The organism is Lactobacillus sp. ESL0228 (assembly GCF_003692825.1).
Classification (GTDB): Bacteria; Bacillota; Bacilli; order Lactobacillales; family Lactobacillaceae; genus Lactobacillus.
The window spans coordinates 32,818-56,464 of record NZ_REHJ01000011.1; the positions used below are offsets into that span (position 1 = coordinate 32,818).

Sequence of the window (23,647 nt, forward strand, 5' to 3'; positions counted from 1 at the left end):
ATGCATCTTTATTTGTATCACTTAAGAACTTGAATTAAAATATTATCAAATATAATTAATAATATCTTATTTTTTGCTTTTGAGCACAATTATTACTAAATTTCAAAGGAGATTTCTAATGACAATTCCTAAAAGAACGCAAGTTCCAACTAAACTTAAGTGGGACCTTACTCGTGTTTTTAAATCTGACAATGAGTGGATAGCCGAATACCAACAAATCAAACAAGAAATTCCCACTTTATCTAAGTTACGCTCTGACTTTATATCATCTGGTCAAAAACTATATACTGGTTTAACCAAAATTCTTGATATACGCAGGCGCCTTGAAAAAGTCTATACTTATGCCACTATGGCAAGTGATGTTGATACAAGTAATACACATTATCTGGGGTATGTTGCGCAAGCACAAACTCTTGCTAATGAATTTGAATCAGTTACCGCTTTTATCAATCCTACTATTTTAAATCTTTCTCCAGAAAAATTGCATAAATTTATGCAACAAGAGCCGTATTTAAATAAGTATCAGCATCTGCTTGATGAAATTATTCAAATGAAACCACATACCTTATCTTCTAATGATGAGAAATTGATTGCAGCGGCGGGAGATGCCCTAGAAAATCCCGAAAATACTTATAATGTATTAACAAACTCCGATATGGAATACGGTTATGTCCAAAACGATGATGGTGAAATGGTGCAATTGTCTGATGGCCTATATTCGCTGTTAATTCAATCGCAAAAGCGTGAAGTGCGACATGATGCCTTTGATTCAATGTATGCAACTTATGGGCAATTTCAAAATACTCTTGCATCAACATTGGCAGGCGTTGTCAAAAAGCATAATTATCTCGCTAATATTCATCATTATGATTCGGCTTGTAATAATGCCCTAAGTGAAAATTGTATTCCTAAAGTAGTATATGATACCTTAATCAAAGAAGTAGACGACCATCTTAACTTGCTACACGACTACGTATTTTTACGTAAGCAGCTTTTACAACTTGATGACTTACAAATGTGGGACATGTATGTGCCACTGACTGGCACGCCCTCTCTTTCTTATACTTTTGATCAAGCCAAAAATAAAACAAAAGAAGCTCTAGAGCCTCTCGGAAGTGATTATCTCAAACAAGTCGATTACATTTTTAACAACCGCGTTATCGATGTCGTTGAGTCACAACATAAGGTAATAGGTGCCTATTCTGGCGGTAGCTATGACACAGATGCTTATGAATTACTCAATTGGAATGATAGCGTTGATTCTCTTTACACATTAGTCCATGAAACCGGTCATTCTGTTCATAGCATGTATACTAGACAAAATCAGCCTTACGCCTATGGCGATTACCCTATTTTTGTAGCAGAAATTGCTTCAACTACTAACGAAAATATTTTAACTGAATATTTTCTCAATCATCTTACTGAACCAAAAGAGCGCGCTTTTATACTTAATTACTATCTTGATTCCTTTAAAGGTACCTTATTCAGACAAACCCAATTTGCTGAATTTGAACAGTATATCCATGAAATGGATGCTCAAGGTGAACCATTAACCGCAGACTTTCTTAATGACGCTTACGGCAAATTAAATCAGCGTTATTATGGGGATGCTGTTGAAGAACATAGTGATATTGATAAAGAGTGGGCCCGAATCCCTCATTTTTATTATAACTTTTACGTTTATCAGTACGCGACAGGTTTTGCTGCAGCGACAGCACTAGCTAACAACATAGTCCACGGAACTTATACACAAAAAGAAAACTACATTAATTTTTTGAAATCCGGTTCAAGTAATTATCCAGTTGAAATCATGAAAAAAGCAGGAATAGACATGACCAAGCCCGATTATTTGGAGGAAGCTTTTAAAACTTTTGCTCAACGCCTTGAGGAATTCAAAAGTATTATCAAAAACAATTTTAAATAACAAAAACAAAAATCACTTCATCATTTTATATAGGAAAGTGATTTTTGATTATATTAAACCCGCTCCTGCCAGAAGCGCCATGCAAGCTTTTGATATAACTTGCAGCCATCAAGATAATCTGCTACTTCAATAAATTCATTTGGTTGATGATCAGTTTTACCTTCCGCTGGCCCTAAAATAATTACAGGAAAATTACCAGCCTGAATATATTCAGAGGCATCAGTCGCACCTGTTCCTGCTGTAAATTCGCAGTCTTTACCAAATTCTTGCTGAACAACTTCTTGTGCCAATCTGGCTAATTGACTATTAGATTGATCTGGTAGGGGTACTTCAGGATAACTGTAACGAATTGAAAGCTTTGCTCCTTGAGAATTTAATTTTGCAATTATCTGTTCTAACTCACCACAAATTTGATCATTCGGATATTTCGGAGTTGTCCGAATATTACCGGAAAGCCAAGCCTGATCTGGCACAGAATTAATTTGATTACCACCCTGAATCTGACTAATTACATGTGTCAAAGAACCTAAAATAGGATCTTTTTCTTGGTGACCATCCATTAAAGATTGCGCCTGTTGTGCAAACTGAATTAGTGGCATAATAGCATTTTTACCTTCTTGTGGGATAGAGGAATGTACGCATTTTCCACTTGAAGACACATAATAATCAATTATACCTTTATGTGTTACTCGAATATTAAAATTGGATGGCTCACCAATAATAAGTCCGTCCAAGTCTTGAACATAACCTTTCTTGGTTAATTGTGCAGCCCCATATTCACCAGTTTCCTCACCAACTGAAGCCAAAAGACGAATTCGACCAGGTAACTTTTTGCCACTCTCAAGTAAGTCAAGCATTGATACAATCATCGCAGCTAATCCAGATTTCATATCGCTGGCTCCACGACCATAAATTTTTCCATTATAAAGCGTTGGTGTGAACGGTGGAAATTGCCAATTGGTTTGATTCCCAGCATCTACAACATCTTCATGACCAGAAAAGCCTAATAACGGTCCCTTATTGCCTAGTGTAACAACTAAATTATCCCGACCAGGTTCATAAGTAATACGCTCAATTTGGACTGGGTAATTAGCAAATAAAGCTGCTATATAGTCTGCCACTAAGCTTTCATGATCGTTCGCCGAATCAATTGCTAATAAATCAGTCAAAATCTTTATTGCACGCTTCTCATCCACAATTTTCCCTCTCTTACGTTTCTAATACCTTCGCCAAAAAGTCTTGAGCCCTTTGTGTTTTTGGTTGTGAGAAAAATTCTTCTGGTTTCGCCTTTTCTTGGATATAGCCATCAGCCATGAACCAAATTTCATCAGCAACGTTTTTGGCAAACCCCATCTCATGCGTTACAACAACCATCGTCATTCCTTTTTGTGCTAAATCCTGCATTACTTTAAGAACTTCACCAACCATCTCGGGATCAAGTGCAGACGTAGGTTCATCAAATAACATTACTTCTGGTCCCATTGCTAAGGCTCGCGCAATAGCAACCCGCTGTTGTTGCCCTCCAGAAAGACTGGCTGGAAAAGTATCAGCCTTATCTTCCAGTCCCACTTGTTTTAAGAGCTCAATTCCCGTTGCTGTAGCCTCTTTATCACTAACATGCTTAACTTTCATCGGAGCTAACTTAATATTTTCAATAATACTCATATGGGGAAATAAATTAAACTGTTGGAAAACCATACCCATTTTTTCACGTAAAGTATCAAGTTGATTTTCACTTAAAGCTGTTAATTCTTTGTTTTTAAATAAAACTTTCCCCGCAGTTGGCTGATCTAACAAGTTAATACAACGTAAAAAGGTACTTTTACCAGCACCAGATGGTCCAACTAAACAAATAACCTGACCATCCCGAACCTCAGCATTAATATCCTTTAAAATGTCATTTTGACCAAACGATTTTTTTAAATGTTCAACTTTAATCACTGTCTCATTAGTCATGTTTCATTTTCCTTTCAAATACTTTCATTAAACTGGATAAACTAAAAGTAATAATAAAGTATAAAATCATCGTAATGACTAAGGGCATAACACCTCGATAAGTATCCGCTTGAACAATTCGCGATTGGTAAATTAAATCCTTAACTCCAATGACTGATACAATTGAACTTTCTTTAATAAGGGAAACAAATTCATTACCAAGAGCTGGCCAAATATTTTTCATTGCTTGAGGCATAATCACATAACGCATTGTTGCTGAGCGAGAAAGCCCTAATGAACGTGAAGCCTCTGTTTGTCCTTTGGCAATTGAACTAACCCCCGAACGAATTACTTCAGCCACATAAGCAGCAGAATTAAGAGCAACAGCAATGATTCCTGATAATAATGCCGGAATATTAATAATTAGCCCTAACCCGAAATAAATAAAAAGCAACTGTACCATTAATGGCGTTCCCCGGACAAATTCAATATAGGCCGTAGCAATTGTATGAGCAAATTGATTATGGCTTAACCGCATTAACGCTAAGATTGCACCAAGTAAGAAGCCGAAGAAAACCGAAATTGCTGAAATGAATAAAGTATACCCAACACCAGCTATAAAGAAATCCTTATATGCCCACATTGAATTAGAGACCTTAGCAGCCTTTTGGTTTTTACCATTGGTCAAATATTTACCAGCTTTAGGTAAATAAACCTGATTAATCAGGTCTTTTTGTTTAATTTCTGCTATCGACTTATTAGCTGCATTCACTAAGCTCTTTGCCCCCTTATGAAAGGCAATTGCTGAGCCAGCTGAATCAACTTTAAAGCCTGATGGAATAGCAGTAATACCAGAAGTATTCTTTGCAAAAGCACCGGCAGTAGCCGTATCAACGGCAACAGCATCAAACTTTTTGGTTTGCAAACCTAAAATCAAATCACTATCTTTATCCATTGTTTTTAATGTAACTTTTTTAGCCTGCTGCTTAATAAGCGTGGCCTGTAAACTACCGGTTTGTGCACCAATTGCCTTGCCGGCAAATGAGTGATAATCATGATATTTATTCTTATCGGAAGTTCTAATTAAAAGATCCTGGCCACTTTTGTAATATGCATGACTGAAGTCTACACTTTGTGCCCGTTTTGGCGTTGCATCCATACCGGAAATAACCATATCAATTTTGCCGGTTTCTAATGCTACCAGTAATGAATCAAAGTCCATTGTCCGGACAACCAGCTTAACACCTAAATCGTGCGCCACCTTTTTTCCGATTTCAACATCGATTCCCTCGACTTTCGACTTGCCATTAATATTTTTGACAAATTCATATGGAGGAAAATCAGGACTAGTCCCCATTATCAGTTCGCCTTTTTGTTTAACTTTTTGTAAATAATTATCTGTCACCTTGGGTGCTGTTTTACTAGCAGCACCAACATTTTGCGGGATTATGGTTAGTAGTATCATTAACAATAGAATACTTTCAAGCCATTTCCATGCTTTTTTCATTGTTTTCCCTCCGTGTATGTAATAAAAATAATTATAATAATCAAAAAATAAAAGTACAACGACTAATTCAAAATTCGGCATAGATAGCAGTCATCCAAAGAACCTACCACAAAAATATAATAATTTAATTATATAATTTTAGTTAATTGATAACAAAAATAAATAAATATAATTATAATTTAATTTATTTTATAGAATTACAACTTAAATTTCAATATTTTAGTAAGTCTCCTAAATTTGATTATAATAAAAACCCCGAAGTTGTCCTAACTTCGGGGTTTTTATCAATTTTTACAATAGTGATTCTTTTCAAAATTAAACAATGCCCATTAACAGGCAAACAATTAATTATGAATGAGATGCACCTGAAACAGTATCCGAGTCATCTACTTTCATTTGATTTTCTTTTGTGACAGGATATGGCTTAATCCTTGCAGGATCAGTATTTGATCTCAAATTATCAGCCGTATAGTTAATATGCGTTATTCTTGCTCGTTTCACATCCTCAATCGTCTTACAACCAGTTAATTGCATATCGATCAATAATTCCTTATTTAGTTGCTCAATTACCGATTGAACTCCTTTTGCTCCACCTAATGCTAACCCGTAGAGGTATGGCCGGCCAATCCCAACAAGATCGGCACCAAGTGCCAATGCCTTAAAGACATGTGAACCGCGCCGAACTCCTGAATCAAAGATGATTGGTACACGATGATTAACCGCCTTAGCAATTTCTGGAAGCATATCGATTGTTGCAGGCCCACAATCAACTTCACGACCGCCATGGTTAGTGACAACGATTCCGTCAGCACCGGCACCCATTGCAAGATAAGCATCTTCAGCACACATAACACCCTTAACAAAAACAGGCAGCCCTGACATTTCTTTAATCCGTTTCACATCCTCCGGACCAATCTTTTGAGCAGATGAAGCATACATTTGAGCAACTGTTTGACCTTCACCCTTAGCACCCTGGTAACGAGTAAAGAAATCTAACGGTACTGGATAAGCAAACTTAGTTCGTAAATTAGCTTCTCTAAATCCTGAAACTAATGCGTCAACTGTTAAAAAGATTCCCTTGTAGCCGGCTTTTTTGACTGCATCAAAGACCATTTTATTGAAATCCCAATCTTTACTGAGATATAGTTGGAAAAAGCGTGGTGCTTCTGGAGCAGCAGCAGCAATATCTTCAACGCTCTTGTTAGCATAGGTACTAGAGCTAAACAATGCTCCGGCAGCGGAAGCACCTATCTGTGTTGCAACTTCAGCATCTTTATGTGCAATTCCATGACAAGCTATCGGTGAAATCATAACCGGGGTCTTTAATTTCATGCCCATAAATTCAGTATCAAGCTGAGGATCTGTCATATTAGTCAAAGCACGCGGAATAATTTGGAAATGATTAAACGCGGTCGTATTGTTTCTCCAAGTCCATTCATTCTCTGAACCAGAAGCAATGTAGTAGTATGCACCTTCAGGCATAACGTTCTTTGCACGTTCCTCAAGTTCATCAAGATTAATCATATTAATCGCTTCATCGCGATCACTTTGCGGAAAACCGTTGTAATAGGATGTCATTTTTTAAAACTCCTTTTGTTAATTCTATTCAATAAACTACACAACTATCATTATACATAAAATCGCTTACACAGGTTAGTTGAATTTCAATATGTTCGCCTATTCTAGTGAAAACAATTACATTTATCTTGTAAATATTATCTTCACTTATAAATTATGTCTAATAACACTGACAAAGTAAGCAATAAGATAAATAATCACTTCAATTAGTGCAATAAAAAATGTTACTGGTAAATTGGTTATAAACCCAAGATAGAGCCCAAGCCAAACACCTAATAATGCAAAGAAAACTGACCAAGCCAACATTGCCGGAATAGTCTTGCCAATATAACTAGCAATTGATGGCGGAAGGGTCAACAAAATAAATACTAACAATGATCCCACAATTTGAGCCCCAATTGAAACCGACATCGCCAAAGTCACCAAGAAAATCAAACTAACTAAGCCGGTTTTGACACCGTGAGCAAGTGCACCAATATGATCAAAAGAGTCAAAATTCAATTGTCTTTGAATAACAAAAATTAGCAATAGTACAATAATAGATAAGATAATTAATTGCCAAACCCCTTGCTTATCAACTCCAATTATACTGCCGAAAAGAATATTGGTCGCATAATTGCTATTATTACCTGAAATTGCTAAAAACAAGACCCCTAACCCAATGAATAGCGCTGAAATTGCGCTAATCGATGATTCTTTTTGTTCACTATGCAGGGATAACTCACCAACACTAACTGACCCTAACAAAGTAAATAGCAGCATTCCCCATAGGGGATTAATTCCCAGCCAAACTGCAAAAGCGGCTCCAGCAAAGCCAATCTCCGAAAGAGTGTGTGCTAAAAAACTAAAATTGCGCGCCACCACATAAACACCGACAATACCACAGGTAATTGCAATAAATGTACTAGCTAAAAAGGCGTTACGCATAAATCCAAAAGCAAACATTAATCGTAAGCCTCCTCAAATTGTGCCATTGACCCTTGTTCAATTTTATGATGATTTAAATAAAGGTAATCCTGCATATATTTTTTTGCCAATGGCACATCATGGGTTACGAACAATACCGTAATTTTATGCTTCTGATTTAAATGTCTGATTAACTTCATTAATTCATCCTTAGCAAGTGGGTCTAGGCTTGCTGTTGCCTCATCTAAAATAATCATGTTAGGATTTTCCAGCAATGCTTGTGCTAAATATGCACGTTGTTTTTGTCCACCCGATGCTTCACCCATTCGAGTATTTCGAATTTGATATAAATTTGTTTCTTTAAGTTGCGCTTTAATTGCCTGCTTAATTTTACGATTCTTGATTAAGGGAGCATTTAAGCCAACAAATGCTTCAATTGATAATGGGTATTCTGGATTAATATTGCGAAACTGTGGCACATATCCCAGACGAGTATTTGAATCAAACTTGAAATTTCCTGCTGTTGGTACTAGCATCTTCATTAAAATATTAATCAAAGTCGTTTTGCCAGTCCCATTTGGTCCCAAAAGTGCAGTCATCGATCCCTGCTTCAATTTAAATTTTAAATTTTCAAAAATTAATTCTTGGTCAAATTTCATGGCAAGATTATTTACTTCTAAAATATCAGACAATTTACACTCCTTACTTGGTTATTCAGAAATTCCCAACTTTAACAAATTGATTTATTCCAATTTGATAATATTTGCGATTAGTTATTTTGAGTGCCCCGCCATATATTCGCACAGAATTACCGCGGAACAATTTGCCTAGATTAGTCCGATTTCCGCTTGCATCATACATATAAGCGTTATGCTTTAAAAGTCGCATTTTTCCTTCAACATTGCTGGCAACAACATACTGGTTTAGTCCTACTTGTAAATACTTTTTATTTTTAATTATCTTATCACCATAAATAGTAAGCTTTACACCAGCTTTTTTTAATTCTGTAGAAGTAGCTACACCATTTTCATCATAAACTTTTGCATTGTGCATTAAAGTTTTATTTCCGATAGCTTCTGGCAAAGTTGGCTTTTGAGAAGTATGATTATCTTTATCATGATTACCTGAATTGTCTGGATTCTGCGTTCCCTGCGAACTTTGTGAATCTTGCGAACCTGGTTTGTCATAATAATATTTGATTAGGTCAAAAAAGTCATCCATAGAATAGCCCCATTTGGCAAAATAACCATCAGGATCGCCATGATCCGTTCCACCAAGAAACTGCGATACAGCACGATGTGACCAAACTGTTCCTTGACCTGTATGTACAGCATTAACGGGAACAATATTATATCTGTGCATAATTTGAGCCACATAAATTGCATCATTGTTTATACTCTTAGTAAAATCAGTAAGATTGTTTTCTTCGCATAATTCTACTTGGAAAAAGCGATTGTTGGCGATAGGACCGGCTCCCCAAACACCATATGCTGGCGTCATCATCTGAATAACACCATTATGGTCGACAAAAGCATGTACATAAGAATAAATATTCATCCATTCACGATTGAAATAGACCGCCTCATCATGTGCACTAGCATTAGGAGTTGCTGTTTCATGAATGACAACTCCTTCAGGTTTACCATTACGATAATTTAACGGATTGTCTGTATAAAAACAGTTGTACTTAATCCCCTCCTGCTGCAACATTTGCTGCAGATAGGTCAGACCGCCATAACTTTCCTGTTTAGCATTACTATTTATTGTACTACCCTGGGCACTAGCATGAACTTCCACCACTCTAGCTGTTAGCATCGTACTCATTCCGATAACCATAGCTATCGTAGCAATTAATTTTTTCATTTTTATTTCCTCATATATTATTTTTGTGCAATCTCTGCTAAACTTTGATAACTTGTTGTCATCCACTCTAGATAAGTGGTTTTTGCTGGAATTGTTTCACGAATTTTTAAAACAGGAACATCATGTTCATCGGCCATCTTAACGAAATTATCAACAGTAGAACTAGAAGTCTGAGAATTAACTACAAAAAACGAGATTTTTCTTTCTTTAATTCCCTGCGATATTTTTTGCACTGTTGCAGGACTTGGATCCGTATTGTTTTGAACTGCTTTTTCAAAATCTTTATCTGCAACCTTGAAGCCAGCTGCCTTTAATGCATAATCAAAAACAGGCTCACTGACATAGACTGACTGGTGATGACCACCAATTTTTGAAGCAGCTTTTTGAACACGAGCAATCTCTGCCAAATACCGACGACCATTATTGCGATAATATCGTGAATGTTGTGGATCTTTACGGCTTAGTTCCTTAACTAACCAATCAACATACTTGGCAGGCATTTTCAAATCAAACCAGACATGTGGATTATCTCCCTTTTTTAAGCCAAGCAAGTCTTCACCAACTAATATAGGCTTTTTATCAACAGAGGAAGCCAATTTATTCATCCAGCTGTCATATCCTAAGCCGTTAGCAACAACAATATCTGCTTGAGACATAGCTTTAGCATCATTAGTAGTCGGCTCAAAGTCATGGGGATCCACATTGGCATTCTTAATAATTGCTTGTGCTGTGCCATACTTGCCAACAACGTTCTTTGCAATATCTGCATAAACATTAGTTGTAGTCATAATTGAAATTTTGTCTGTTTTTTTTGATTGTGATGAACACCCAGTAAGCGTCAGCATTAGTAACCCTAAGGTAGTCACAGCGAATAATTTTTTCAATTTAGTAAAATTCATTATTGTTGTCATTCCTTTACAATTTTTAGGCTATCGTTAGGGATCGCCAAATAAAATAACCGTAACTTCTACTAAAGTTACTTACAATTAATAACAATTATACACTAAAAAAACGCCACGATTAAAGTAACGCATTAAACATTGCTAACAATCTGATTAATATTACATTTCAGTTATTTTTCTTTTATCGTGATAAATTATATTCATTTTTTAAAACAAAAAACGTACCAGATATTCAGTACGTTTTCAGTGTAAGTAACATAATAATAAAATTTTTAACAACTATAATCCAATCATATGACTAAAGATTGGAACCAACAAATTATCAACTAAAGCAGTTGCAACAACGGCAACGGATGCCATCGCTCCCTGAACAGATCCTAATTCTAACGCAAAAGCTGAACCAACTGTGTGACCTGAAGTTCCTAATCCTAAGCCTGCACCTAAGGTATCTTCATTGAGATTAAACCATTTTACCAGTTGCTTACCAAGTGCATAAATAACGACCGCATTGATAATGCATGCCATTGCAGTTACTGAAGCATTACCACCAATTGACTTAGTTAATGGCATTGCAACTGCAGTGGTAGCTGATTGGCTGAGCATTGACTTAATACCAACACTATCAAGGCCAACTGCTTTAGAAACAAGCGTAATTAATATCATCGAAATAAATGTACCAACAACTAAGCCAAGTAAAATTACCAGCCAGTTTTTCTTAACAACATCGTTACGCTTGTACAACGGGACAGCGAAAGCAATTGTTGCCGGAGTAATAAACCAAAAAATAATATCTCCACCAGGCTTATAGGCTTGTGTGTAAACTATTGCTGTAGTTGTATTGAAGAATTTGGCTAAAATTGCTAAAACAGCAATTCCCAAAATCATTCCTACAAACAGAGGTTGGAAAAGAAAGAAGCCGTTAGACTTTTTGAATAGCCATTGACCGATCAAGAAAACGACCAGTGATAAGAAAACCCCAAATAACGGATTAGTTATAAACTTCATTACTTAGCATCTCCTATTTTCTTTTTGTGATGTATATTTACCTGACTCTCGGTTATCTTATTAACAAGCCAACTAAAAAATCTGGTTGTATATGCAATAACCACTAACAAGATAATTGTAGCTGCCACAATTACAATTATTAGCTGCACTCCCTGTGCTTTCATAATTTTCAAGTTAGCTGCTAATGAAATTCCTGATGGAACAAACATAAAACCAATTAAAGAAATTAGAACACTGCCAAAAGAGTCAACCCATTCTATCTTAATCACTTTAGTAGTTAATAACACATAAAGTAGAATCAATCCAATCACTGGTGTTGGTACCGGAAATGACTTCGGCATCAAATCTGAAATCACTTGTGACACAAATAAGATTGCGGCATAAATGAACATCTGAACCAAAATTGGTGCTGACTTCACTTTCTTTTCTTCCATAAAAACCATTCCCTTTCTCTCACAACTTGCTTTCAAGTAATACCATAAGCTAAATAGAGAAAATTGTATCTGGTTATTGGATGAACTGCAAAAAATAAGCCACGAATTACCTAAAAGCGATTTCACAATGCGATTAAGGTGAATTTATGTCCTTACATGTCTAACCTTCTTTTTAATTCTTTTCGATAAGATCGACCTACTTGAATTTTGACACCATTATTCATCAAAAGTAATAAGGTATGATTAAACCACGGCTGAATTTCTTTAATATCTCCGATATTTACGATAGCGTTACGATGAACTTGGACAAATGTTACATCAGTTAAATGCTGCTTTAGCCAGGCCAAAGTTTTCCTTGTTTCAAACTTTTGTTTGACAGTGGTAATCGTTAATACCCCGTTATTAACTGTAGCAGCAACTATATTTGCTTTTTTAATTACCACATTTCGATCATCAAGTTCAACAATTAAAACTTCACTTTCGCTACTTGATGTCTTCTGAAATTTAGCTGTTAGATTTGCAGTCGCTTTTTTTAAAGCACGGTCAATTCTTTTCTGTTCAAATGGCTTGAGTATATAGTCAAACGCCCCTATATCAAAAGCCTTAACTGCATATTCATCATATGCGGTGGCAAAAATAATTAGTGGTGCGTGAGCTAACTGCTTCAATTCTTCTGCAAGTTCAAAGCCATTTTCATCATTTAATGAAATATCTAAAAATAATAAATCAATTGGATACTTTAGCAAAATTCCTTGAGCTTCTTTAATATCTTCTGCTTGATAAAGTGTTACCGGGTAATTTTTTAGACTTGGACTCTTTTTAATTAAATATAATAATTCCGTTCGTGCCAGCGGTTCATCATCTACAACTAAAATTTTCAACTTAATCTCCTGCTATCTTCTCAATATTTTTGCTTTGTTTCATTGGTATTTTCATACTGAAAGTTGAACCAGCAGAACTGGTTACAATTTTAAGTTTGCTACTCGTTCCGTATAACCCTTGCAGTCGTCGATTTAAATTATAAAGTGCGGTTCCACTTCCACGTGATTCATCAATTACTTCTTGTCCTAACCGAGCAAGAACCATTGAATCGATTCCATTTCCATTATCACTAACCTTGATTTCCAAAGATTGTCCCCTTTTTGTCAAACCAACCATAATTTTATTTCCGGTCTTTCTCCCCTTAAAAGCATGCCTAATGGCATTTTCAATGAAAATTTGTAAACAAAATGGTGGTAGCAAGGTATCAGCCGGTACTTTGATTTGATAATCAATTGAAAACTTATTAGGAAAGCGGAGTGCCTCAATTCCTGTGTATGCTTCAACATATTTTTTTCTTGTTCTAATGAAATTTCTTGTTTTTGACCATTTTTAAGACTGAGTCGAAAATAGGTACTTAATTGCATTAATGCTTCGTGCGCTTTATCAACATTCACCCGCATCAATGCCCCAATGGTATTAATCGCATTAAATAAAAAGTGTGGGTTAATTTGGAGCTGAAGTGCTCTTATTTCAGCCTCATTAACTAGGCTGGTCTGATGTTCAGCAATTCCAATTGCCAATTGACCAGAAAAAATCATCGCTAACCCACGAACCAAATTTTCCTCAACAACCGTCATTTCCCGTCCTTCACGTAAATAGAGCTTTAATGCTCCAATTGTTGCATCATTAACTCTTAATGGACAAACAATCGCTGAAGTCAGAGGGCAATCGTGGTGAGGACAGCCAATGTCTTTTTTGGAATACGCTACCTTCTCCTTTCCAGTTGAAATTACATACTTAGACATATCAGTAAGCACTGGTTCTCCTGAAATATGGTGATCTTCTCCCATGCCAATATGAGCTAAAACATTTCTTTGATCGGTCAAGCCTACTGCATCAAAATGAGTATATTCTTTAATTATTTGACAAACGTGTTTAGCCGAATCGAGATCGAGCCCATTGCGAAAATAAGGTAGTGTCTTGTTAGTCAGTTCTAAAACATCTTTAGTTTGGACTGCTCGTAATTGTCTTTCGTTAGATAAATAAGTCTGCAAAATCTCAATAAACAAGTAAGAGCCAATTGAGTTGAGCAATATCATCGGAACAAAAATCAATTTAACCAATCCCAAACCGCGGAATACAAAAATAAAGGCCATCTGAATCAATTCTGCCAGCAACGCTAAAACCACTGTCCAAAGTGTAGATGGATACAAATTATTTTTCTTAACATGGTCTCCCAAAAAGCCAATTAAGAATCCAATTAAGACCGAACTAAAAATATAAAAATAATCAGAAAAGCCACCAAAAATGACTCTATGTAAGCCACCTACTAATCCAACCAGCATTCCAACGTAAGGCCCACCGGTCAAGCTAGCTGTGGTAATCACTAACATTCTTGTATTAGCAATCGAATCAGATTGAGACATTTTAGTAATAATTAGTGGAGTTACAATCTCTTTTGAATTCGAAATCTCCACCCCAGTTAAATTTGAAATAATTACAAAGATTGAAAAAATTACAAACAACCATGTCTGCGATTTAAGCGTTCTTTTTTCAATTAGATTCCTAAAAAAACGCATATTTACTAGCATAAATGCCAGTACCATAATAAGACCTAATCGCTCTGATAATAAAATAAATAGATTAAACAAATTGTACTCACTTCTTTAATTTATGTTAGACTACCCCAGTTTTATCTTTTATTATGCCATAACATTAATTTCATAATTTACAAAACATGTTTAATTACCATTTTTGGAGTTTAAACAACCAAAAAAAGGAACTAAAAAAATCTCAATCCAAACGATTGAGATTTTTTATTAAATACTATGTTGTTAATTATGATTGTTTAATATTTTTCTTCCAAAGACCTAAAATTACACCTGCGACAATTGAGCCAATGATTGTAGCTACAAAGTACAAAACAATATGATTGGCTAATGGTGATACCCATAAACCACCATGAGGTGCAGGCACACCAATTCGCCAAAAACCGACTAAAGCTCCTCCAACTGCAGAACCTACAATACATGAAGGAATAACGTGTTTAGCATCAGCAGCAGCAAATGGGATAGCACCTTCAGTAATAAAGGAGAAGCCCAAAATCCAGTTAGTCACACCAGCACGACGTTCATCAGCAGTAAACTTATTCTTAAAGAAAGTAGTTGCAATTGCAGTCGCAAATGGTGGAACCATTCCCCCAACCATTACGGCAGCCATCATAACAGCTGCCACTGTTGAATGAGGATCATTAGCAAATGCACCAGAAGCAAAGACATAAGCAGCCTTGTTGAAAGGTCCTCCCATATCAATTGACATCATAGCAGCCAAAATCAAGGTTAAAACAGTTAAGTTTCCTGTACCCATTTGATTTAAGAAACTGGTAATACCAAAGTTAATCGTACTAAAAATCGGATTAACAATGTAATACATAATCAAAGCGACTAATAGCAAACTTAAAATTGGATAAATCAGCATTGGCTTCATGCCTTCCAATGACTTAGGTAACTTAGCGAATAATTTCTTTAAACCAACTACCAAGTATCCAGCAATAAATCCTGAGGCAAGTCCACCCAAAAATCCGGCAGGAGATTTTGCATTAGTAACCACATTGGCAACATATGCACCACCATATGCACCGCTATATACAGTGGCCATAAAACCACCAACAAAACCGGGCATTAAAGCAGGCAGATCACCTATCGACTCAGCAATGTAACCCGACAAGATTGGTACCATAAAGGCAAAGGCCATGTTACCAGCATTATTTAAGAAGATGAATGCAGGAGATTTAGGACCACCAGCATAGTTTTCCACGATGAAAGAAATAGCCATTAAAATTCCGCCACCAATAACGAACGGTAACATGTGAGAAACACCATTCATCAAGTTTTTGTAAACGGATCCCCAGAAGCCTTGCTTGGTATTTTCACCAGAATTATCCTGGACACCCGCTTGACCGTCCGCATGGTACACATTGGCATTACCAGATAAAATTTTCTCAACTAATTCATCAGGTTTATTAATCCCATCAACAACAGGCCGATTAATTAATGGTTTGCCATCAAAGCGTGGCATATCAACTTTTTTGTCAGAAGCAATAATTACACCCTGTGCGCGCTTAATTTCATCTGCGGTCAGCTGGTCTTTCACACCTTCGGAGCCGTTGGTTTCAATCCTTACATCCGCACCGAGTTTTTTACCAGCTTTAATTAAGGCTTCTTGTGCCATATATGTATGAGCAATACCATTAATACATGCAGTTACCCCGACTATTAAAGGTCGGTCACTCTTTACAACGGGCTTTTCTTTCTCTGCCTTTTTCTCTGCATCTGTTTTTTCTTCTGCATCTTCAAAAAGTTGAATTACTTCTTCAGGAGTCTGAGCCTTTTTCAATGCCTCGACTAAATCTGGATTAATTAATAAACTAGATAGCTTTGCTAAAGCCTCAAGGTGAGTATTATCCGCACCTGCTGGTGCTGCAATCATGAAAAAGAGGTAAACCGGTTGACCATCAAGTGAATTATAATCAATTCCTGCTTTACTCTTTGCAAACAATACCCGTGCTTTATTAATCGATTTATTACGAGCATGAGGCATTGCAATTCCGTCACCAATACCAGTAGTCGACTCTTTTTCACGGGCCCATATTGCTGAAATAAATTCATCTTCATTATTAACAATACCGGTCTCAACCTCTAGGTCCGCCATTTCTTTAATAGCATCTTCTTGATTAGTTGCCTTTAGCTCCATAATCATTGATTCTGGAGCTAATATGTCCTTAATTTTCATTACAATCCTTCCTTAATTATAAAATTTGTTCCACTTTAATCTGCGGTAACACAGCTTCAATCTGACTCTTAACTGCAATATCCTTGGTAAAAGCGGTTGCTGCACCACAAGCCATTCCAATTCTAAAGCTTTCAGCTGGATCATTATTTTTAACGTATGTTCCTACAAAGCCGGCAATCATTGAATCCCCAGCACCAACAGAGTTTATAGCAGTTCCAACAGCACCTTTAGCATGATAAACATGATCAGTAGTTATTAAGTAACCTCCCTTACCTGCCATTGATACCATTACGTTTTGTGCACCTAATTGAAGCAATTTACGAGCACAATCAAGCAGTTCATCATCAGAATTAAACGTTGTATTAAACATTTCCGCCAATTCATGATGATTGGGTTTAACAACAAGTGGATGAAAACTAAGTGTATCCAGCAATGCTTGACCAGTAGTATCAACAACAAAGTTGGCTCCTGCCTGAGTAATTGTTGGTAACAACTGCTGATAAAAATCGGGTGGCAAGGTGGGAGCCAATGAACCACTTAAAACAACAATATCACCTTTTTTTAAATCACTTAATCGATCCTTAAAAGCAGTTATTTCCTGCTCAGTAATGCTTGGACCTGCAGCATTAATTTCTGTTTCGGCTTCGGCATGAACTTTAACATTAACTCTTGTAGCATCAGAAATTGTAACAAAATCATTCACAATTCGCCGTTGATTAAGCTGACGGACAAGTTCTTTACCAGTAAATCCACCAACGAATCCCCAAGCAGTGTTATCAATTCCTAACTGGTTCAAAATTTGAGAAACATTGATTCCTTTGCCTCCCGCTAAAAATGAGCAATTATTGCTTCTATTAACTTCCCCACTTTTCACCTGCTGTAACTGAATAACATAGTCTAAAGCAGGGTTAACAGTGACCGTATAAATCATTATTTAACCTCTTTCAAATTGATTTTAGCTGGTAATAAGTCCAGATGCGCTTTATCTAAGATAGTAGTGATCAACATTGCATTTTTGATATTACCAAACGTTGCAAAACTTTGATCACCTATCTTTGATATATCAGAAAGAATATAAGTTGTTTCTGCGTGTTTCCATGCCAATTTTTTGATTGCCGCTTCTTCAGGATCTGGAGTGGTCAGACTCCCCGAATGATCAATCCCGTTAGTGCCAACAAAACAAGCTGCAAAATTCATATTCCTCAATTGCTTAATTGCTGATTGACCAACAACCGCATGTGTATCTTCCTTAATTCTTCCACCTAAAAGTATAGTATTAATATTATGGTTAAGTGCCCCTAAGGCAGTTTCAAGACCATTGGTCACAACGGTCACGTTGACCATATTAGCCAAGAATGGCACCATTTCGTAAGCTGTTGTTCCAGCATCAATAAAAATGTAGTCATTTTCATGAACATAGTGCTGAACAGCATACTGGGCGATTCGGATTTTATCATCGTGATTCATTGTAAAACGAATGTGTTGTGACACATCATGAGCAAAACTGGTGACCGACTGAGCGCCTCCATGAATTCGCTTAATCAAACCTTTTTCTTCCATTTGATTAAGATCACGCCGAATTGTTGACTCGGATGTTGAAGTCATTGCACACAAGTCGCTTACCCGACATAAGCCATGTTGATTAACACGATTTTCAATTAATTTTTGTCGCTCTTGAGTGAGCATCCCATTCACCTCCAAAGTATTTTATTCTGTTAAGTAAATAAAATCAATCATTAACAATCAAAATACGTCATTTTCATGCAAAAATTATTAAATTTGACTAAGTCTGATAAATAAAAATTAGGTTATGAGTTACCTCACAACCTAATTTTATATAAATAACTTATTCTTCATCTTTCTTAATACCTGGTAACATAAATGAACACACAAGCCCGATTAATGCAAACCCCAGCATTAATAAGAAACCAAAACGATATCCGCTAGTCAGTTTTACTAATTTATTACCTTTTGAACTGGTAGCACTAACTGTTACTACCAACATTGCTAAGGCTGTTCCTAATGAACCACCAATTTGTCTGATAGTCGATGAGGAGGCATTGGCATGTGCTGTCATATTATCTTCAACCATATTAATTCCAGCTGTGAAAGTAGTCATCATCGTAAATGAGATACCTACCATACGTAGTGCATAACAAGCACTAATTAATATTAGACTAGAGTGAGCATTAAATATTACCATTGGTAATGTACCTAGAAGTAACATTGCAAAGCCAAATAATGACAATTTCTTAATGCCAACTTTATCATACATAATACCAGAAATTGGGTTACAGATAATCATAATTAACGCACCCGGCATCATGACTAGCCCAGCGGTCAAAGCTGTTTCTGCTCTAGTTGTCTGTAAATAAAGAGGTAAGACCAATTCAACACCAACCATTGAAATATTACTAATTGTGCTTAACATCGTACATAAATCAAAGCCGATATTTTTAAAAACACGAATATCCAATAATGGTTCTTTCATGTTTAATTGACGCAGGCAAAACAACACAATAATTATCAAACCAAGTATAAAAGTGATTATTAATAGCAGTGAAATTTTCCCAGTATTACCGATTTCAGATAATGTATATAAAATCAAGCCAAAGCCGAAAGTTGATTCCAATAACGAAATAATATCAATCGAACCTTTATGGGGTACTGTAAAGTTTTGAATTAAAAAGAAAGCCAAAATTCCAACTAAACCACTGGTGATACTTAGAATAATAAACAGCATTTGCCAATCTGCATATTTTAAAATCAAACCCGAAATTGTTGGACCGACTGCTGGCCCAAAACCAATAACCAAACCAGTTATTCCCATTGCCAAGCCACGTTTTTCTGGTGGAAACATAATCAAAATAACATTTTGAATAAATGGCATCAAGCCGCCTGCTGCAATTGCTTCAATAATTCTTCCCAAAAGTAAAACATAAAAATTAGAAGCAAAAATACAAATTATCGAACCAGTAAAAAAGATGCCAATCATTGCTATAAAGTTTTGCCGTAAATTAAATGATTCAAACACCCAAGCCGACATTGGAATCATTAATCCCACCACTAACAAATAAGCAGTAGTCAACCATTGAGCAGTCGCTTGGCTAATATTAAATGATTTGATAATTGACGGCAAGGCATTGTTTAAAAAAGTTTCTGCTAATAAGGCCACAAAGGCTCCAAATAGCAAAACTGCCATCATAGTAGTTCTTTGTTGACTAGAAATATTTTTAATCTCTTGTTTCATTTGTTCTCCTTATATGTAGTAAGCTACATTTTTGGTTAAATTAAAATATCAAAAATTAGAAATGATCTTTTCTATTGCCTGTTCAAGCCTCTCAACTTCTTGAGGTGAAGAGCCTAGAACAATTCGTTGATTAACGTTATCCATAATTATGCGTATTTTTTCAGCATTATCATTAATTAGATTGAACCCTTGATTAGTTAGGGTCAGAACAACTTGCCTTTGATCATGCTCAAGGTGTGATGTTGCTATTAAATTGCTATCAGCCAACCGTTTAACAATTCCTCTAACCGTTGGATGACTCAATACAAAAGCATCAGCAATTTCTTTTTGGGTAACTGTCCTGCCCTTAGAATCATATAAGTAAAGCAGTAAAGAAATTTGGGCACCGGTTAAAGAATACTTATCAAATACTTTAGCAAATTCATTATTCAACTGTTTTTCAATTAGTGTATTGGCGATTTTTATTTTGGGTCCTAAATTATTTAAAAACATTTTTGACATATTATTTATCCTCTATTTATGTAGTATACTACACAAATTAAATTTAACCAGACTTTTTTTATTTTCGTAAAAAATTCCTCCATTATCGGTGTGGTAAAATTAAAATTGGCTATTAAGGGGGAATTTTAATTAATGGAACATAACAATCCAAATAATGTAGAAAATCATCTATCATCTAAACATCACATGAAAATTCATTGGAAAGATTTTTTTAAAAGTTCAGATGATACTTTGGTCAAAGACGCAACACTTGTAGAAAAAGGCTCCTTAGTTGGCAGAATTGGCATTATGTTATTATCTTGTGGTACTGGAGCTTGGCGTGTTAGAGATTCAATGAATACAATTGCACGGGCATTAAATATTACCTGTTCGGCTGATATTGGTTTGATTACTATTGAATATACCTGTTTTGATGTTGATAACCAATCTTATTCTCAAACCTTATCGCTGGCTTCAACCGCTGTTAATATGAATAAATTAAATAAACTTGAAAACTTCGTTCGTCGTTTTGAAGCAGAAAATGATTACATCACAATCGGTGCAGTTCACCATCGCTTATCGCAAATTGAGCGCAATACTAAAAGTTATCCACTACTTATTTCAGCTCTAAGCGCAGGCGTAGCATGTGCTGGTTTTATCTTTTTGCTTGGTGGGGGATGGCCTGAAATGCTTTGTACGTTTTTCGGTGCCGCAATAGGAAATTACTTCCGCGGTTTGCTTGGTAAACAACAAATTACTTTAGTAGCAAAAATTGTTGTGGGTGTAGCTATTTCGTGTGCTGTTTACTTTTTAGGCTTTAAGCTTGGCGAATCTATGCTTCATTGGGATTATCATCATGCATTCGGTTATATTGGTTCAATGCTTTATGTCATTCCTGGCTTTCCATTCATCACTTCCGGACTTGATATGTCAAAACTAGATATGCGTTCTGGAATTGAGCGACTTGCATACGCCATATTGGTTGTTATGATTGCAACAATGGCGGGTTGGGGAATGGCGACTTTACTTAATTTGCGTCCTGGTTCAATGCCCGCACTTAATTTATCCCCTCTTTTCTTAACAATATTTCGCATTATTGCTAGTTTTTGTGGGGTTTATGGGTTTTCAATCATGTTCAATGCTACACCAGCAATGGCAACAGTTGCAGCAGCTATCGGCGCCTTTGCCAACACCCTACGCTTAAGTTTAGTTGACTTTTCACATACACCTGCTGCCATGGCCGCATTCATTGGTGCACTACTCGCGGGGTTGATTGCTAGTTTTGTCCGCGATCGAGTCGGCTTTCCTAGAATTGCAATTACTGTACCAGCCATCGTTATCATGGTTCCAGGTTTATATATGTATCGTGCTGTATTCAACTTTGGCATTACAAATATTAACATTGGTGCTTACTGGATTATGAATGCCTTAATGATTATCATTGCTTTACCAATTGGCCTTCTAACGGCAAGAATTTTGACAGACGCCAAGTGGCGACATGCAGATTAAAAAAATCCCAAAATAAAAGCTGATCAATTAACGTTTTAATTAACGAAAATTATCAGCTTCTTTGTTTATTTATTGTTTTTCCTTAGACTCATTTTTAATATTTTACTTCCTCGCAATATTTTCGATGGCATTTCTACCTGAAAAAACACAATAACCGGCATGAGTTCCTGGTACATTTACTCCATAAGTATCACCATATAATACAGCGGAACCATCCCCGCCAATAGCATATAGTCCTTGAATTGGTCGTCCTTTAGTATCTAAAACCTCATTTTTAATATTAACACGCAAGCCGTCACCAGTCGTATAGGCTCCAACACCTAATTCAATGGCATAAAATGGACCTTCACCAGCAACTGGCAACATATACTTAGCTGGCTTATGAAAGTCGGTATCCTCACCTTGTGCTGCCATTTCATTATAATGCTCAATGTAAGCTGGCAAATTTGGCGTATCAATTTCTTCTGCAAGTTTTTCTATGGTTAGCGCTTTATGCAAATATTCGCGCCCATCTTTTTCTGCCTGTTCAATGTCAGAACGCAAACTTGGATAACGATCCTCTGGAACAAATGGCTTCATTGACCTTGGATAAGATTTATCAGTAAAATCGTCCAAAATTTGTTGACTAAAGATGCAGAAAACACGATCTTGGCGGTTCATGGCATTGCCCTCATTTGCCCAATTAACTACAGCTGCACTTTCGTCAACAAAACGCTCTCCCAATTCGTTAACCCAGCATTGTGGTTGATCACAAACAGAACTCCAAATAGCGGTTCCCCACAGTTTGAATGAAGGAATTGTATGATCTTTTAGCTGACCACCAAACATCATGGCCATACCAGTAAAGAATTTTTTGGCACCTAAACTCCATGCTAGTCTCAAGCCATCTCCAGTATTTTTACCAGAATTAACAGGAATAATATTATCTGGATTTTGATGCGGCGTCTTTTGCATTAATTTTTGATCATTAAGGTAACCACCTGTTGCTAGAACAACATTCTTTGTTCGGACTAGTCGCTCACTCTTATCTTCAACTTGAGTCAGAGTAACAATAAAAGTATGATCATTATTTTTCTTAAGACTTGTTACTCTTGTTAAAGTTACAATCTCAATTCCTTTTTCTTTAACATAAGGTTCAAGACTATTGTGAATTGCATCATGGCCTTTACCTTCAAACAAATGCCATGTTCTTGCACCAGACCCCCAACTGGCAACCATTGCAATTTTAACACCGTGATCTTGTAGCCAAGATACATTCTTACCAGCGTGATTAATGTATTTTTGCCACATCCTACCATCAGCTCGGTAATGAGAATAAGTCAATTCTTCGTTGAGCAATTCGTCTTTATCAATAACAGCATTTTCCTTTTGCTGTATTTCAGAATCAGCAGCGAAGACTCCTTCAACATAATTGCCAGTACCACCTGTTGTTCTGCCCTTTTCTACCAACAATGTTTTCAAATGCTGGTCAGCAGCTTCAGTAGCGGCAGCAAAACCAGCTAACCCAGCACCTACGATTACTACATCATATTCTTCCATTATTCAGACCTCATTATTTTATAAAAAGCATGTACAATTTGC

General features: G+C 36.2%; 19 protein-coding genes and 1 pseudogene. 2 read left to right on the forward strand and 18 right to left on the reverse strand.

Features of this window, described 5'->3' with window-relative positions; genetic code table 11:
- The first annotated feature begins 118 nt into the window (after positions 1-118).
- Complete coding sequence (pepF, locus tag F5ESL0228_RS07275; RefSeq protein ID WP_122023328.1) at positions 119-1,924, forward strand: oligoendopeptidase F; 1,806 nt, start codon at positions 119-121, stop codon at positions 1,922-1,924.
- A gap of 53 nt (positions 1,925-1,977) precedes the next feature.
- Here pepF and F5ESL0228_RS07280 read toward each other — a convergent pair whose 3' ends face one another.
- From F5ESL0228_RS07280 to F5ESL0228_RS07360, 17 genes and pseudogenes are all read right to left on the reverse strand, one after another.
- Entirely contained in the window at positions 1,978-3,120 is a 1,143-nt protein-coding gene (locus F5ESL0228_RS07280; RefSeq protein WP_122019047.1) for an ArgE/DapE family deacylase, read from the reverse strand.
- A 13-nt stretch (positions 3,121-3,133) separates the two neighbouring features.
- On the reverse strand, positions 3,134-3,880 hold the full coding sequence (locus F5ESL0228_RS07285; protein WP_122019049.1) for an amino acid ABC transporter ATP-binding protein: 747 nt from the start codon (positions 3,878-3,880) through the stop codon (positions 3,134-3,136).
- Positions 3,873-5,366, reverse strand: a complete 1,494-nt coding sequence (locus F5ESL0228_RS07290) for an ABC transporter substrate-binding protein/permease (RefSeq protein ID WP_122023329.1) — start codon at positions 5,364-5,366, stop codon at positions 3,873-3,875. The genes F5ESL0228_RS07285 and F5ESL0228_RS07290 overlap by 8 nt, the downstream gene beginning before the upstream one ends.
- Positions 5,367-5,714: 348 nt before the next feature.
- Complete coding sequence (locus tag F5ESL0228_RS07295; protein WP_122023330.1) at positions 5,715-6,944, reverse strand: lactate oxidase; 1,230 nt, start codon at positions 6,942-6,944, stop codon at positions 5,715-5,717.
- 147 nt (positions 6,945-7,091) lie between these two features.
- Positions 7,092-7,889, reverse strand: coding sequence for a metal ABC transporter permease (locus tag F5ESL0228_RS07300; RefSeq protein WP_122019055.1), 798 nt, complete (start codon positions 7,887-7,889; stop codon positions 7,092-7,094).
- Positions 7,889-8,509, reverse strand: coding sequence for an ATP-binding cassette domain-containing protein (locus tag F5ESL0228_RS07305; protein ID WP_122019136.1), 621 nt, complete (start codon positions 8,507-8,509; stop codon positions 7,889-7,891). Before F5ESL0228_RS07305 ends, F5ESL0228_RS07300 begins: the two co-directional genes overlap by 1 nt.
- 55 nt (positions 8,510-8,564) lie before the next feature.
- Positions 8,565-9,719: an SLAP domain-containing protein gene (locus F5ESL0228_RS07310; protein WP_122023440.1), complete on the reverse strand. Its 1,155-nt coding sequence runs from the start codon at positions 9,717-9,719 to the stop codon at positions 8,565-8,567.
- Positions 9,720-9,730: 11 nt separating this feature from the next.
- On the reverse strand, positions 9,731-10,615 hold the full coding sequence (locus F5ESL0228_RS07315) for a metal ABC transporter solute-binding protein, Zn/Mn family (protein WP_369916877.1): 885 nt from the start codon (positions 10,613-10,615) through the stop codon (positions 9,731-9,733).
- A gap of 279 nt (positions 10,616-10,894) precedes the next feature.
- Positions 10,895-11,620 carry an LrgB family protein gene (locus F5ESL0228_RS07320; protein WP_122023331.1) on the reverse strand — a complete coding sequence of 242 codons (726 nt, stop codon included), beginning with the start codon at positions 11,618-11,620 and terminating at the stop codon, positions 10,895-10,897.
- Positions 11,620-12,063, reverse strand: a complete 444-nt coding sequence (locus F5ESL0228_RS07325) for a CidA/LrgA family protein (protein WP_233553577.1) — start codon at positions 12,061-12,063, stop codon at positions 11,620-11,622. The genes F5ESL0228_RS07320 and F5ESL0228_RS07325 overlap by 1 nt, the downstream gene beginning before the upstream one ends.
- Before the next feature lie 143 nt (positions 12,064-12,206).
- Positions 12,207-12,935 carry a LytTR family transcriptional regulator DNA-binding domain-containing protein gene (locus tag F5ESL0228_RS07330; RefSeq protein ID WP_122023332.1) on the reverse strand — a complete coding sequence of 243 codons (729 nt, stop codon included), beginning with the start codon at positions 12,933-12,935 and terminating at the stop codon, positions 12,207-12,209.
- 1 nt (position 12,936) lies between these two features.
- Positions 12,937-14,642, reverse strand: a pseudogene (locus F5ESL0228_RS07335) (LytS/YhcK type 5TM receptor domain-containing protein).
- A 232-nt stretch (positions 14,643-14,874) separates the two neighbouring features.
- Positions 14,875-16,827 (reverse strand): fructose-specific PTS transporter subunit EIIC, encoded by a 1,953-nt coding sequence (locus F5ESL0228_RS07340; RefSeq protein ID WP_122023333.1) that lies wholly within the window; start codon positions 16,825-16,827, stop codon positions 14,875-14,877.
- Between the two features lie 16 nt (positions 16,828-16,843).
- Positions 16,844-17,758 carry a 1-phosphofructokinase gene (gene pfkB / locus F5ESL0228_RS07345; RefSeq protein ID WP_122019064.1) on the reverse strand — a complete coding sequence of 305 codons (915 nt, stop codon included), beginning with the start codon at positions 17,756-17,758 and terminating at the stop codon, positions 16,844-16,846.
- Complete coding sequence (locus F5ESL0228_RS07350) at positions 17,758-18,513, reverse strand: DeoR/GlpR family DNA-binding transcription regulator (RefSeq protein ID WP_122023334.1); 756 nt, start codon at positions 18,511-18,513, stop codon at positions 17,758-17,760. The genes pfkB and F5ESL0228_RS07350 overlap by 1 nt, the downstream gene beginning before the upstream one ends.
- A 160-nt stretch (positions 18,514-18,673) precedes the next feature.
- The gene (locus F5ESL0228_RS07355) at positions 18,674-20,077 is read right to left on the reverse strand and encodes a DHA2 family efflux MFS transporter permease subunit (RefSeq protein WP_122023335.1); all 1,404 of its coding nucleotides are present in this window, start codon (positions 20,075-20,077) and stop codon (positions 18,674-18,676) included.
- A gap of 48 nt (positions 20,078-20,125) precedes the next feature.
- Entirely contained in the window at positions 20,126-20,578 is a 453-nt protein-coding gene (locus F5ESL0228_RS07360) for a MarR family winged helix-turn-helix transcriptional regulator (RefSeq protein WP_122019069.1), read from the reverse strand.
- A gap of 132 nt (positions 20,579-20,710) precedes the next feature.
- Between F5ESL0228_RS07360 and F5ESL0228_RS07365 the strand changes: the two genes are divergently transcribed.
- Entirely contained in the window at positions 20,711-22,066 is a 1,356-nt protein-coding gene (locus tag F5ESL0228_RS07365) for a threonine/serine exporter ThrE family protein (protein ID WP_122023336.1), read from the forward strand.
- Positions 22,067-22,168: 102 nt separating this feature from the next.
- On the opposite strand, the gene F5ESL0228_RS07370 is transcribed toward F5ESL0228_RS07365, so the two are convergent.
- On the reverse strand, positions 22,169-23,605 hold the full coding sequence (locus F5ESL0228_RS07370; protein ID WP_122023337.1) for an FAD-dependent oxidoreductase: 1,437 nt from the start codon (positions 23,603-23,605) through the stop codon (positions 22,169-22,171).
- Between the last annotated feature and the right edge of the window lie 42 nt (positions 23,606-23,647).